Consider the following 12,480-nt stretch of genomic DNA (forward strand, 5'->3'; position numbering starts at 1 on the left):
GGAGAGGAGGACGCGGGTGAAGAGGAACCGCCTGAACAGCTCAGTCTTCTTCGCAGTGATGGCTGCGCTATTTCTGGCACTCTTCGTGGTAAACGCCATCCATGGCACGTGGCTGGGCTTGATCAGTACGGGGGCCTGGCCGTGTTGATGGGGTACCGGGCATGGTCGGACAAGCGCCGCACGAACCAGCAATAGACCCACAACGCAACACCGACCGGTGCTCAACCCAGTGGACTTCCCCCGCGCGGCGGCGCCTGTAGGTTCTCGCTTTTCGTGTCCTATCGCGCTCCCCTGAGCTGCGGCGATGCGATTAGTCTTGTCTCTACGGTTTATCTCAAATTCGCGTCATTTATAGGCGAGCAAGATCGCCCTAAGTTCAAATCTCGAACTGCAGGGGCAATGCCACCGTCGGCATTCACCGGCGTCGGTGGGTACCAGCGCAGTTCGTAGTGCCAATCGATGCCTTCGGCGCCAAGTCGGTTTCCGGTCACGTTGCCGCTCTCGTCTCGTTCGGCGACGCGGACTCGATGCCAATGGGCGATCCGGATATGAGGCGGGAGCCTCCATCCAGCAATGCCCACATCTCCTGTGCGCTCGCCCGCTTGCCGGCGGTACTGTCGCAGCGCTGCGCCGGTCCGCCATCCCAGATTGCCGATTTCGGCGCGGCGGATCTGCTGCGGTCGAGAAATCTGCTCAGCGGGAGGCCAGTCGATTTCGGGATCACCCGCCGCGGAGTACAACAACAGCGACAACGACAACGGGATGAGGACCGGCAACTCCTCGCCATTGGAGTTCCCAGCCTCGTGCGCACCTTGAATCTGCACCCTGACCAGATCGGCCAGCGTCGTCGCTGCTGCAAGGTCGCCGCGGAGCGGGAAAGTCACGCTCTGGACTTGCGGGGTCGGGTCGCCCTCCTCCTTATACACCCACATGCACCGAACACCCTGCGCTGCAGGTATATTCGTGTAACCCGTTAATACGCCGCGGCCGTCGGCGCCTCGAAGCTTCATGTTGCCCACCGCAGGCGTCGGTCCCGAACCTGTCAAGTTCCGGTACTGACTGACCGTGCCGGCCACGACCATTCCGAGGTAGTGACACATGCGGCGCCCGTCGTGCAGTGACAGCGGGGTGGCAAGGCTGTAAGCGACGGCATCGAACGGGAACCGTGTCAACCAGTCCGGGACGAGCTCCACATCGGTCTTCGCGTTGATCAACGCGCCAGCGAACTCGTCGTCGACGCGCAACACCACAGGACTGTCGGACCACTTCTCGAAGATCATCCCGGCCACGTCTTGAGCCCACTGCGTGGCGGGGTTGCGTGCTGGTGGTCGGTTCGCCCACCACTGGAACGCGGCGATCACCGCGGCCGCATCATCAACCTTGATGTGCCGCTTGGTCCGCAGATCGCGACCTTTCTTCTTCACCACACCCCCATCCTCCCGCACGCCGAGCCGGACAACGCGAGAACACGCACATGGTCAACGCCGCACGAGCGAACCCGGCGCCCTCAAAGGTGATCAGCAGGCGGGAGAGAGGTGTGTCGTTTCCCCGTCGACATCGCCAAAGGACTCCTCGCCCTGTTAACCCTCGGGGCCGACGCCATCGTCCTGACAACCGCGCTAGGAGGAATCGGATGCTTCCTACGCCGGCGCAAACCGGCGATCTAATGCACCATCAATAGAGCTCGGCCACACAGCGTTAGCGCTCCGGCGGAGGCAATCGGCCGTGTCGCGCCGATCAAGCGTTTGCGGCATCCCTCCCCTACGGGGGATCATTGTCGACGTCCAACCATGCGCGAGAGGGGTGGGGGTCGTTGCCCACTGCCTACGGCGTCCGGGCCGACGTCGTCTGGCCCAGCGACCTGGCCTTGCCACCCAGGCCGCCAGCTCTCGTGTACCTGGACACGTTCGCCTGCATCAACCTGGCGAAAGTCGCGGTCGGGACCGCACCACCCGGCTACCGCGACCTGTTCGCGGTCTGTCGGCAGGCTCTGGCCGACGGCCGCGCGATGTTCCCGTTGTCGTCGACGCACATCCTGGAGATCTACAACATCGCCAGCGCCGCCCAGCGCCGGGACGTTGTAGCAGTGATGGAGGAGTTGTCCGACTTCAACTTCTTCCTGGGACGCCCCCAGATCATGGAGCTCGAGTTCGAGGCCGCGCTCAACGATCTGCCGACCATGACGGTCACCTCTCAAGGGCACATCCCGCTTGTGGGAACGCACATGCTGCATGCCTTCGGGCAGAAGGGCGGCATCGTCTTCGAGGGAACCACCGCGGAGGAAGCATCGTGGTGGGCTGAGAAGCTCTGTCAGGACATGGGAATACAGACAGGCGCTGATCCGATGGCAAGTCTGAATCGATGGGCGATGCGCCAACTGGTCACCGGACCCGACGACCACGAGGATCCTGCCTTACTCCAAGCCGGGTACAGCTTGGACGGCTGGCGCGACATGCTCAAGAAGCGGGCCGAGCGGGAGAACGACCTCGTCGGCAAGCTGGATGCGGATCCAGCGCTTCGGCAGTCCAAGTTGCGCGACGTGGTCAACGCCAATGAGCTTTACGCCGAGCTCGGACACCTGGTCGACCGCGCACAGAGAGCCACCGGGCTGTCACTGTCCCAGATCCTCGGGATACAGGATCCCCCGACACCCGAATGCCTCGCCAAAGTACGGAATTTCATCGACGGGATGCCCTCAACCCGCGTGGCCGCTTCGGTGAAGGAGCGATACCACAGCGATAGTCGCCATGAATGGACGACGAACGACATGCAGGACATCGATGCGCTGGCGATCGCAGTGCCCTACTGCGACGCGGTATTCATCGACAAGGCCGCGCGCAACCAGGTGGTTACCAGCCGCGAGCTGAACGTCTTCCAGCCTTTCCTTCCTCGCCGCCCGGCAGATTTGGTCGACTGGCTTACCGATCTGCCAACGCCGTAGGCGGCCTGGCTTTGGCGGGCAATCGTGACGTCGGTTGTTGGCGAAATCTGGTGCCGCTCGGGTTGCCGCCACTCTGATTCTGTTGGTCAATATTGACGCCATTGTGAGATGGGCGTGTCGTGGTGGCCGAGGCGGTAAGAGTCGGTTCCGGTCATCGAAGATGTTGCGGCCGAATATGAATCGGCCGACGATGGCTGCGCAGAGTCGTGAGTCGGTAAAGCCGCGATCCTGCCAACGACGTATTACTTGCCGGGTGTGGCGAAGACAAACAACGCCATGAAGGCGAGGTTGATGAAGAAGACAGCTTCGACCAGGCCCACAGTGATGAGGAAGGGCGCGAACATTCGTTGTTGGGCCTCGGGTTGGCGGGCCACGCCGGCGACTAGTTGAGCGCCGGCCATGCCGTCACCGATGCCGGCGCCGATCGCGCCTCCGGCCATCATCAAGCCTCCACCGGCAAGGGCTCCTGCGGTGATGATTGCGTGGACGAGTTCGGGGTCCGCGGCCATCGGTTACTCCTCTACGTGAATTGTTGGATCAGGGAACTAACTGATGAAACAACTTGTGCAGCACCGTCTTCAGCGCTTATCAGCACGCTGATTTGGCGGGCGTTATCCCTCAGCAGCGGATCGTTGACGGCGATGCGCATTGCCTCGGCAAGGCGTTGCGAGGTGAGTTTGCGCTGGTTGATGGTGGCCGCGCAGATCCCGAGTTCGGTGATGCGCCTGGCCCAGAACGGGCCATCACCATAGGCGGGTAAGGCGATGGTGGGCACTCCGGTGCGAATACCTGCCGCGGTGGTTCCCGCCCCGCAGTGGTGCGCCACGGCGGCAACCCGAGGAAACAGCCAGTCGTGTGGGGTGTCGCCGATGGTCAACATATGGTCCTCGGCGACATGTAGATTGGTCCAGCCAGCTTGCACGATGACCCGGACGTCGGCCAGTTGGGCCGCTCGGCGGATCGTGTCCGATAGCTGCTCGGCTCGCGCCGAGGTGGTCATCATGCTGCCGAGCCCGACAAACACCGGCGGTGGACCGGCAGCGAGGAACTCGGCGAGGTCAGCAGGCGGTTCCCAGATGCCGGCGCTCGCCGGCCACCAGTAACCAGTGACTTCCAATCCCGGGCGCCAGTCCGTAGGCCGGGGCGCCACCCTCGGTGAATACCCGTGCAGGACAGGCCATTGCGCAGTGGTGCGTTGTTGACGCAGCCGACGGGCGGAGGTGCGCGACAGCCCGAGCTGGCGGCGGAATTGCGCGACCACGCCGCCGTATAGGGAGTCCAGTAACCAGGCGCCTGCGTTGGCGGCAACCCGATTTCCGCACGACCCGGCCGACCAGGAACCCACAATCGACGGCGGGTACTGCGCGGTCGCTGACAGTGGCTGCAACCGGAGCCCAAGAGAGGGAATAGCTTTCGCTTCGGCGAGCGGGTGTCCAACCATTTCGGCGAACGGTGATAGCAGCAGGATGTCTGCGGGTTCGTCGGCGACGGCCGAGAGGATGTCGTTGCCCAGGGCGCGCATGCCTCTAGGCGAGGCGAATGCTGCCAAACCTTTGACGGGTGATACCTCGGCGCCATCGGCGGCAGGCTGCAAATCGGCCGGCAGCTCGCGAAACCCCAAACCGCAGCCGGAAATCATGTCCGCGAAGGGGGTGTAGGCGGCTATGGCGACCTCGTGTCCGGCCTGCTGTAGCGCCACGCCCACCCCGGTGAGGGGAGCGACATCGCCGCGGCTACCCACGGCGATGATGACAATCCGGCTCATCGGTTCACCGCCACGGCACGACCGAAGATGGCGACCAGGTCTTCACCGTACGCACGGGCGTCGAAGGCGGGATCGCGCAAGATATTCTCCACCGCGGCATTGACCGCGCCCCGGAGGGCGACCGCCATCGACGTGATCGGGAAATCGCCGAATTGTCCATCCTGTTGCCCCGCCGTCAAGATCGTCGTCGGGTCCAAGACAGCCAGTTCCTGTTGTAGCTCAGCCGTCACTTCGAGTTCCTCGAAACGGCGCCCGTCTGCCGGCTGGTAGCTCGTACCGAGCTGCGTGAGGGCCGCCAGGTGCGAACGGTGGGTATCGAAGTACGCGACGCTGCTTGTGATGTAGGCGGCGAGCTTGTTCGCCGCGGTTGACTGCGCATCGACGGCCGGTCCGACGAACGACAGCGCCGTGCGATACATCTCCTCGACGATCGCGTCGACCAAGTTGTCCTTGGTGCCGAAGTGATACAGCACCGCGCTCATCGCCACCCCAACCCGATCAGCGATCTTGCGGATCGACGCCTGAGCCCACCCGATTTCGGCGATCACCTCGATCGCGGCGGCCACAATCTGCGCCCGTCGCGCCGACTGGGTGAAGGTCGCCGGCTTCTGCAGATCTGATCGCATACTCTGATATTAGATCAAGCGATCAGCGCGCGAAAGCGTGCGCCCACGTACGCGGTTCCTCGGCCTTTACGTGCATGCCGCAGAGCGGTGCGCCAACCGGCCGCCATCTCACGGAATTCGCGACGCCCACATTCGCAAATACTCGACCGGGAAAACGGGCGCCGACGTCAGGATTCACGAACAAACGACGCTGAGATCGGCACACAGGGCCAGCGGCCGGCAATCGCGCCAACGCGAGTAGATAACAACCGCTGTGCCTCTTACCTTATGTCCCATATGCCTTTTGGGGACATTTCAGATGAATTGGCACTGCCACGAGGAGAGGAGGAGGAGGAGGAGGAGGAGGAGGCGCCGCCGCCAATAGCGCAGTCCGACAGCGGCTTTCACGTCCATTCAGTCAGCCGCGGTAGAGCACGACTGAGCCGGTCATATAGATCTGGCCAGCCTTTTTGCAGCCAGGCGATGTGTCCGTTGGACAGCTTGGAGGCGTCGATGATCGAGTCGACGCGGATTTGCTGTTCGGGGACTCCGAGTTCGGCGAGCTTGCGGTAGAGCGGGTTGGGCTCGATGTCGCGGCCGGCCAGGTACTCGAAGACATGCGAGCGTTGCCAGTCCCAGATCGGGCCATAGGTAATGGTGCCGTCCGCTCGGCGCACCACTCCGCCGACTTGCGCGCGTACATCTGACTGCGAACTGTGCTGTCGAGCCCGCGTTTCGGCGCCCAGACCGCGCCGGTACAGCATCCGTCGGCCGTGGGACTCCTCAGCGCGCACTCCCCACAGCGATCCGCGGCCGTAGCGGCGGTGCGCCTCGGCCGCGGGCCCGGTGATCATGATGTCGGCGAGCTGTCCGCGCAACCGACGATCGACTGCGTGATGGTCGAAACCACCGCCGGCGATCAGCACCGTCAGCAAATCTGGGTCAGCGGTGATCACGTGGTAGTTCAGCTGCCATTCCTGCGCCAGGTCCTCCAGATAACGCAGCGTCTCAGGGAACTGCAGCCCGCTGTCGAAGAACACCACTGGGATGTGCGGGTCGACCTGCCGAGCGAGGTCGACTACGACGGTGGAATCCTTGCCGCCACTCCAAGATACGAACCCGTCGTTCTCGTCGAGGTGTTCGGCGATGCGGTCGAGCAGATGCTGGTGGCCCTGGGCCCCGCGCCGGCGGGCGGCGATGCCGCGTAACGTGTGCAGGTCTAGTCCGGCCGGCGTCGTGGTCATCGTGCGTCGCTGACGGTGACGGTGCACCTCGGGAACAGCCGAGCGAGGTATTCGCGGACGTAGTCGATGCCCTCTGGGCCTTCGAGAATCGATTCCACGCTGGTGGTGTCGTCCCACCACCACCACTGTCCGTTGCGCTTGAATCCAAACGGCGGCGGCACGTTTGAGTCGATGTGGGTGCGGACGAAGGTGCGGGCCGCGCCGACGACGAACCACCAGTCGTTGCCGCCGAAGGTAATGGTGCCATCAGCGTCGGCGACGTCGGATAGTCTGCGCGGCAGCCTTACTCGGGCCAGGCACGGTTCGATGGCCGGCTTCCGCGGGCGGGTGAGCGAGCGGTAATGACCGTTGCGGCCGGGCTCGTCGGATCCAATGTCGGATCGGTTGGGGTGCACGATCCATTCGGTGGGGGTCATCACCGCTCCCTCAGTTGCAAGACGACGCGTTCGTTGAAGCCTCCGGATCGGGTTGCATAGGCGACGTGTTCGGCGGACGCTACGTCGAACTGCATTCCTCTCGGGAGGATATGGGTGGTGTCTTCCACGCTGTCGGAGCGACCCAAATACATCCCACGGCTCGTCACAACCTCGAACACCACATGCCGGGAGCTGTCGTGGCCCGGCGTCTCATGCAAGTTGTGTCGAGTGAGGGTGAACTGGTCGAACGCGATGCTCGCACCGGGCCGCAGGTTAGCCGGCAGGTCGGAGGGCTTGGTGATGTCGCCACGGTTATCGGGCAGCTTCACCGCAACGTAGACGCGGTGGGTGCGGTCGTTGAGGCGTTCATACGCCTGGATCGCCCTGTCGAGGCGCTGCACCTTCGCCCGATCAGTGTCCGCCAGTTGTTGGACGTCACCCGCCGAGCGGTGCAGCTTCTCGTTGATGCGCCGCCACTCAGTGGGGTCTTCGCTGGTCAGCATGCTCGCGATCGCGGCGTGCTGCGACGCCGGCGCGGCGGCCATCACCTGGTTCTTGACCGCCGAGCGGATCTTGCGCTGGCGACCGCTCAGCCTTTCCCGGAACTCCTCGCGGGGCGGCAGTTCGCCGCGCAGGCGCCCGGACTCGATATGGCTCCTATCTCGAGGCGTGGCGCGATCACGGTCGCGAGCCGCCCGGGTCAGTGAGGTGTCCGCGTCGCGCAGTTCGTCGGTGATCTGGTTGGCCAGGCGCTGGAAGCCACGCTCTGTCATCGCATCCTCGGCCACCTCGCGGGCGGCCTTCACGTCGCGCGCGGAGATCGGGCCACCTTCGACATCGACGACGACGGGTTGTTCCCGGTTCGGTCTGGCGGTCTTGGCACCCACGCGGTCTCAAACTTCCCTAGCTCGACGATCAAGGGCAGTGTATGGGCCAACCTGGACACCAAGCGGGATTGCTGCGCGCGCCAGACCGAAAAGAGGGAGGCGGCCCCGGATGGACTGATAATCAGCCTTCCGGAGCCGCCTCAGGTGAAACCCTCACCCGACCCCTGTGTGCGTTTCGTGTCGCTCACGATACCAACCGATCCGGCCGTATCGTGGCGCCAGCATGCTTTCCGATCCCGCCGCCGCGGCATGGGTTGCCGCCGGTCGACCCGCCGTGGACGCGCCGTCGCCGGTAGATGGCCGCTGCGGGCGCTGCGGCGAAGAGGGGCCGACCGTGCTGAGCTCGCGCATCATTTCTGAGAAGTTCACCGGTTTCGACGCCTGGCCATTCGGATCCCGCCGGCTCTGTGTGCCATGCGCCTGGGCCTACAGCACCCCTCCCACCACACAACTGGCTTTACTGGTCACTGCGACGACCGTGACGGAGTACTCCACCGGTGCCGCATTGGCTGACGCGCTCGCTGGCGGCGCCTTGCCGACCTCTCAAGCCGCGATCCTTCCGACCGCTCGACGCCGCCACATCCTGCCGACCGCCCAATGGGGACATCTCGCCACCGATGGTCTCGTCGTGCCCTGGGATGCCGCTGCGGCGACCCGGCTGACCGACCTGATCTGGCTGCGCACCACCGTGGGCGCAACCTGGACCCAGCTGAGCCATCCGGCGCCTCCCTCGCGGTTACTGCGCGCTCAGCCGTCCAGCCATTGGGGGCGCATCCTGGCTGCCTGGACAGCACTGCAGATATGGCGCACCGTCCCGCCACTGTGGGCAGCAGCTCGCGCCCTCACCACCATGCCGACGCCTCAGCCCTAACCCGCGCGCCGAGCGATCACCACCCGGTGACTGCCGGGCCATTTACGCTTCACCCATGACGGCAGCTCCCACTCCCACCCAGGCGTGGCGTGCCCTGGTTCCCGAACTGCCCCCCTTCGACGAACCCGCCCCGGACGCCGAAACGAAAGAAGCCGCCCGGCCCAGTCCCGCCGACACCGCTGAACGGCTGCTGCTGCTACTGCACTACAGCATCGACTGGGAGAGAAGCTGGCTCGCCGACCCGCGATACCGCAAAACCTACTGGGACGAGCTGCTGCCCGGTCGAGTTCGCCGTGCCGCCTACCGCGCCGACACCCTGGATCGCTGGTGGTCTGATGTGTCCATACAGCTCGAGGTCTGCGCGCCCCGGCAGCGGGATCGACGCCTCGAGCTAGCCATGCTGCTACGCCAACCGTCGCTACCCGTCATCGCCGTGCTACGTGACAGTCTGCCGGCACTGCTGCTGCGAGTGCGCATCATCGCCGAAGCTGTTGCCGAACAACGGAAAGCGGCCCGCGGGTGAGCTTGATCAGCGTTCACTTCGACATCGACGTCTTGGCCCGATCCTCGATCGTGCACCGCGAGGACTACAGCGCCATCGGCACCGACAATTTCGCCTTGTTCCGCCGAGAAAAAATCATCACCCCTACCGGTGAAGTGATACTTGTCCCGATCGTGTCGGGCAGCGGCTTCCGCGGCATCTTGCGCCGCATCGGAGAGTCACTGACCGCCGCCGTGCTCAACTACGAAGACACCGCCCTGCCCATCCCGGCAGCACACCTACTCACCAACGGCGGCCGGCTGGCCAAATCCGCGCGGCCCCTTACTGACGAGCAAGAACGCCGCCTCAAGGCTCTACTGCCCCAGGTCGCGGTATTCGGCGGGGCGGCGTCGGGCCGCATCATGTCGGGGCTACTGGACGTCGGCAAGGTGCTGCCCGAGATCGCCGAACTCTCCCACATCCTGCCCCGCCCACCGCGATCCAAAGCCTTGTCTGCCGTGCTTGGCGTCGCAGAAGAATCGTTTAGCCACCTGTCCGATCACCGCACCACCACCGCCTGGCCTCCCAGCACGGACTCGGATGAAAACAGCAGTCCGCTCGGACGATTCGGGGTGGAGACGCTGCCGGCCGGAACCCGACTTCAGACCTGGGTTCGACTCACCAACGCCACCCCCATCCAAGCAGCATTTCTGCTTTCCGTCCTGGACGAATTCGCCACCCGAGGACACCTCGGCGGCCGCATCGCCGCCGGCCACGGACAGGTCACCGCCACCGTCACCGCGACCACGCTTCGCGGAAATCTGCCCAGCGACAACATCGACTGGGCAGCGGACCTAACCGCTCACCGCGACGAGGCGATCACCACGCTATCGCAACTGAGTTGACACACACACATGATTGCTCTGCAGATCACCGCCACCACACCACACGGTGTCGTGCTGTCCCGCCCCTGGGGCGTGGCCTTGGATGGATTACTCGCCTCAGTACTGTGGCACCGCCGTAAGTGGGCCGCCCGCACAGCGGGCGAAGAGTTCACCTATCAGCACACCAAAGACCCTGAGACACTGGACCTTCCCCTCGCCAAATGCGGCAATCCCACCTCTGACGCCGACTGGCACTGGATGGCCACCTTCGCCGACCTCCACCCCCATCACGTCACCGACCCCGACATGCGCTGGCGCACCTCACGCACGAATCGGGGCCGGCTTCAGCAGCTGACCCCCGTCATTGGAAGCCAAGCAGTTTCCGACGCCCAGGGCCGCTATCAAAAGCGCATCGTCCCTGTCATGGCGCATCCCGCCGCGACCTTGACCTGGCGCGCCGTCGGCGACGCCGACCTCATCCGTGAGCTGCTCACCGACCTCTTTTCGATCGGCAAGCACCGCGGGGTCGGAGAAGGCCTCGTCACACGATGGGAAGTCACCGAAACCCCCGATATCTCACGCTGGGCCGCCGGCCACGAACACGAGCCCGGCGTACTCGGCCGCACAACGCCGGTGCGCTGCCTCACCCACACCCCCGGTGTCCAGACAGGACAGCTGGGTACCGCCGCCGTCCGGCCCCCGTACCTGCACCCTGCGAGCCGCGCCAACGCCTACCAACCAGCCCGCTAGCAGGCTCGCATCACGGCCACGAATGGACATTCTGCGCTTCTACGGCCTGAGACCAATAACACGTTAGCGGCCCGCTTGAACCCGGCGCCGTGGGCAGTGGAAAGCCTTGCTCGACAAGGGCTAACGCCGCACGAAACGCCGCCTGCCACTCGAGATATTTCAGATCTATCCCTTCGTGCACAGCGTCATTTCGCCTGGCCACTAGATCAGTTTTGAAACCCTCCGAAGGGCCCTGCCCCAATTCCCTCAGCAGTACTGCCTTCCCTCCAAGTCCCTGATGGCTTCGGTCGCGGAGGAGCCTTGCTCGCTCCCCCGACTCGGTTCCCACTAGCAGATCGTCAACCAGCTTGGTCGCAGCCAGCTCTGCTGCAGTGGCTGCATCGATGACCGAGCGGCGGTACTGATCGGCGTTTTGCAGAGCGCGCGCGTCCCGCAACAGAGTCCATGCCAGTGGCGGCTCAATGTGTGCGAGCGCCAAGCAATCCTGCAGAATCGTTGCGGTCACACCGAGGACTCGCTCAGGGCCCTGAACAACAGTGCCGCCGGCCCTCAACGGCTTCCTTTCCCCGCTTTCGTCGACCGTCCATATCGACGTCCGCGTATTCGGGTTTAACCAATCGCTGGCCTCGTGGCCGACTTGTGCGAGGCGTTGGTTAGTTGCAATCTCGAGCCATGTCCTGACATTCTCCCACCAGGTATCAATCGTGTTGAGAATCTCCAACGCTAGAAGGTCCTGCCCCCACTCCGAACGTATGGCGGGCTCCACGACCTCCGGCCCAGCCTGAATGCTGAAGGCAAGACGTTTGATGACAACACCTTTGAAGCCCAGCGTATGGTCCTTGTAGTGGATTCCCCATTCTTCATCGGGCGTGGGTAGCGCTGCCGCCCAATCGCGCGGAGGCGCCAAATAATCCGCAAGCCCGGTTTCAGCGTCGGGCGTCCGTGGCAGACGTACAGTCGCGGCGAAGACGCCGTCCTCTGTAACGAACGACGTCGAGTAGCTTGACCTGGCGGCAAGCAAGTCCACTTCGGCTAGAAAAGGCCGGTCCAGGTCGTACCACCATTCCAGATGCACGCCGTGCTCCGATGCGGCCATTTCTTCGTCAGACACTCGACCACGGTACCTACGAAGCCATGCGCGCACTGAGCGTCGAGTTCGTCTTCGTACTGATGATTGGACCCACAGCGAGCGCTTCACGTGGAGATGTACGCGCCCGCGTTGGCAGCCGCGTACAAGACCCGATGGCTTTGGCGGGCAGTCGTGACGTCCGTTGTTCGCGAATTCTGGTGCCGCTCCGGTTGCCGCCGGTTTGACTCTGTTGGTCAATCTTGACAGCAGGCTCGTCAGCACCGCCACGAACGGATTCTGTTCCCTCACCAGCCCATGTCGCGCGACACTTCTGCTTGGGCCGCCGCGACCTCGTCAGCAGTCGCCGCGGTCACATCCGCATCGGCCGCCCATTCGAACCGGGTCAAAAGATCAGCCAGCGCCTGCTTTTGCGCCGGATGCGTGATCGGCACCGTGTTCAGATCAGTATGGGCCAACCAGTCGAACAAGACGATCGCGTCGGCACGCCACAAACGCACGCTGACGGTAGGCAGGTCTTCCTCCATGTCGGTCAATCGTGCCATCCTC

14 protein-coding genes and 1 pseudogene are annotated in these 12,480 nt (G+C 64.1%); 6 read left to right on the forward strand and 9 right to left on the reverse strand.

Going from position 1 to position 12,480, the window contains the following annotated elements:
- Positions 1-58 precede the first annotated feature (58 nt).
- Positions 59-195, forward strand: a pseudogene (locus tag BST14_RS30550) (hypothetical protein).
- A 134-nt stretch (positions 196-329) separates the two neighbouring features.
- Here the strand turns inward: BST14_RS30550 and BST14_RS07110 are convergent.
- Positions 330-1,427, reverse strand: a complete 1,098-nt coding sequence (locus BST14_RS07110; protein ID WP_036473615.1) for an AcrVA2 family anti-CRISPR protein — start codon at positions 1,425-1,427, stop codon at positions 330-332.
- 386 nt (positions 1,428-1,813) lie between these two features.
- Between BST14_RS07110 and BST14_RS07115 the strand changes: the two genes are divergently transcribed.
- The gene (locus tag BST14_RS07115) at positions 1,814-2,941 is read left to right on the forward strand and encodes a hypothetical protein (RefSeq protein ID WP_064942985.1); all 1,128 of its coding nucleotides are present in this window, start codon (positions 1,814-1,816) and stop codon (positions 2,939-2,941) included.
- A gap of 242 nt (positions 2,942-3,183) precedes the next feature.
- Here the strand turns inward: BST14_RS07115 and BST14_RS07120 are convergent, their stop codons facing one another.
- The 6 genes from BST14_RS07120 to BST14_RS07145 form a co-directional block, all read right to left on the reverse strand.
- The gene (locus BST14_RS07120; protein WP_036473610.1) at positions 3,184-3,450 is read right to left on the reverse strand and encodes a F0F1 ATP synthase subunit C; all 267 of its coding nucleotides are present in this window, start codon (positions 3,448-3,450) and stop codon (positions 3,184-3,186) included.
- Between the two features lie 11 nt (positions 3,451-3,461).
- On the reverse strand, positions 3,462-4,706 hold the full coding sequence (locus tag BST14_RS07125) for a glycosyltransferase (RefSeq protein ID WP_036473608.1): 1,245 nt from the start codon (positions 4,704-4,706) through the stop codon (positions 3,462-3,464).
- Entirely contained in the window at positions 4,703-5,332 is a 630-nt protein-coding gene (locus tag BST14_RS07130; protein ID WP_036473607.1) for a TetR/AcrR family transcriptional regulator, read from the reverse strand. The genes BST14_RS07125 and BST14_RS07130 overlap by 4 nt, the downstream gene beginning before the upstream one ends.
- 383 nt (positions 5,333-5,715) lie before the next feature.
- The gene (locus tag BST14_RS07135; protein ID WP_036473605.1) at positions 5,716-6,555 is read right to left on the reverse strand and encodes a phosphoadenosine phosphosulfate reductase domain-containing protein; all 840 of its coding nucleotides are present in this window, start codon (positions 6,553-6,555) and stop codon (positions 5,716-5,718) included.
- Positions 6,552-6,971: a hypothetical protein gene (locus BST14_RS07140; protein ID WP_036473603.1), complete on the reverse strand. Its 420-nt coding sequence runs from the start codon at positions 6,969-6,971 to the stop codon at positions 6,552-6,554. Before BST14_RS07140 ends, BST14_RS07135 begins: the two co-directional genes overlap by 4 nt.
- On the reverse strand, positions 6,971-7,858 hold the full coding sequence (locus tag BST14_RS07145) for a hypothetical protein (RefSeq protein ID WP_036473601.1): 888 nt from the start codon (positions 7,856-7,858) through the stop codon (positions 6,971-6,973). Before BST14_RS07145 ends, BST14_RS07140 begins: the two co-directional genes overlap by 1 nt.
- Positions 7,859-8,081: 223 nt before the next feature.
- Here BST14_RS07145 and BST14_RS07150 point away from each other — a divergent pair, with 223 nt between their 5' ends.
- Genes BST14_RS07150 through BST14_RS07165 form a run of 4 tightly spaced genes read left to right on the forward strand, consistent with a single transcriptional unit; the run spans position 8,082 to position 10,844 of the window.
- Positions 8,082-8,729, forward strand: a complete 648-nt coding sequence (locus BST14_RS07150) for a hypothetical protein (RefSeq protein WP_036473599.1) — start codon at positions 8,082-8,084, stop codon at positions 8,727-8,729.
- A 55-nt stretch (positions 8,730-8,784) separates the two neighbouring features.
- Positions 8,785-9,252, forward strand: coding sequence for a hypothetical protein (locus tag BST14_RS07155; RefSeq protein ID WP_036473597.1), 468 nt, complete (start codon positions 8,785-8,787; stop codon positions 9,250-9,252).
- On the forward strand, positions 9,249-10,115 hold the full coding sequence (locus tag BST14_RS07160) for an RAMP superfamily CRISPR-associated protein (RefSeq protein WP_036473596.1): 867 nt from the start codon (positions 9,249-9,251) through the stop codon (positions 10,113-10,115). The genes BST14_RS07155 and BST14_RS07160 overlap by 4 nt, the downstream gene beginning before the upstream one ends.
- A gap of 9 nt (positions 10,116-10,124) precedes the next feature.
- Complete coding sequence (locus BST14_RS07165) at positions 10,125-10,844, forward strand: Csf3-related protein (protein ID WP_036473593.1); 720 nt, start codon at positions 10,125-10,127, stop codon at positions 10,842-10,844.
- Between the two features lie 10 nt (positions 10,845-10,854).
- Here BST14_RS07165 and BST14_RS07170 read toward each other — a convergent pair whose 3' ends face one another.
- Together BST14_RS07170 and BST14_RS07175 are read right to left on the reverse strand one after the other, a co-directional pair.
- A complete protein-coding gene (locus tag BST14_RS07170; RefSeq protein ID WP_139813804.1) occupies positions 10,855-11,955 on the reverse strand; it encodes a hypothetical protein in 1,101 nt (366 codons plus the stop codon).
- A 263-nt stretch (positions 11,956-12,218) separates the two neighbouring features.
- Positions 12,219-12,467 (reverse strand): hypothetical protein, encoded by a 249-nt coding sequence (locus tag BST14_RS07175; protein ID WP_196771085.1) that lies wholly within the window; start codon positions 12,465-12,467, stop codon positions 12,219-12,221.
- Between the last annotated feature and the right edge of the window lie 13 nt (positions 12,468-12,480).

The sequence above is a fragment of the Mycobacterium arosiense ATCC BAA-1401 = DSM 45069 genome, assembly GCF_002086125.1.
Lineage (GTDB): Bacteria > Actinomycetota > Actinomycetes > Mycobacteriales > Mycobacteriaceae > Mycobacterium > Mycobacterium arosiense.

Coding starts and splice junctions, on each gene's coding strand:
- BST14_RS07130 (WP_036473607.1), bottom strand. CDS start 5,332: ATGCGATCAGATCTGCAGAAGCCGGCGACCTTCACCCAGTCGGCGCGA.
- BST14_RS07120 (WP_036473610.1), bottom strand. CDS start 3,450: ATGGCCGCGGACCCCGAACTCGTCCACGCAATCATCACCGCAGGAGCC.
- BST14_RS07155 (WP_036473597.1), top strand. CDS start 8,785: ATGACGGCAGCTCCCACTCCCACCCAGGCGTGGCGTGCCCTGGTTCCC.
- BST14_RS07125 (WP_036473608.1), bottom strand. CDS start 4,706: ATGAGCCGGATTGTCATCATCGCCGTGGGTAGCCGCGGCGATGTCGCT.
- BST14_RS07150 (WP_036473599.1), top strand. CDS start 8,082: ATGCTTTCCGATCCCGCCGCCGCGGCATGGGTTGCCGCCGGTCGACCC.
- BST14_RS07165 (WP_036473593.1), top strand. CDS start 10,125: ATGATTGCTCTGCAGATCACCGCCACCACACCACACGGTGTCGTGCTG.
- BST14_RS07140 (WP_036473603.1), bottom strand. CDS start 6,971: ATGACCCCCACCGAATGGATCGTGCACCCCAACCGATCCGACATTGGA.
- BST14_RS07135 (WP_036473605.1), bottom strand. CDS start 6,555: ATGACCACGACGCCGGCCGGACTAGACCTGCACACGTTACGCGGCATC.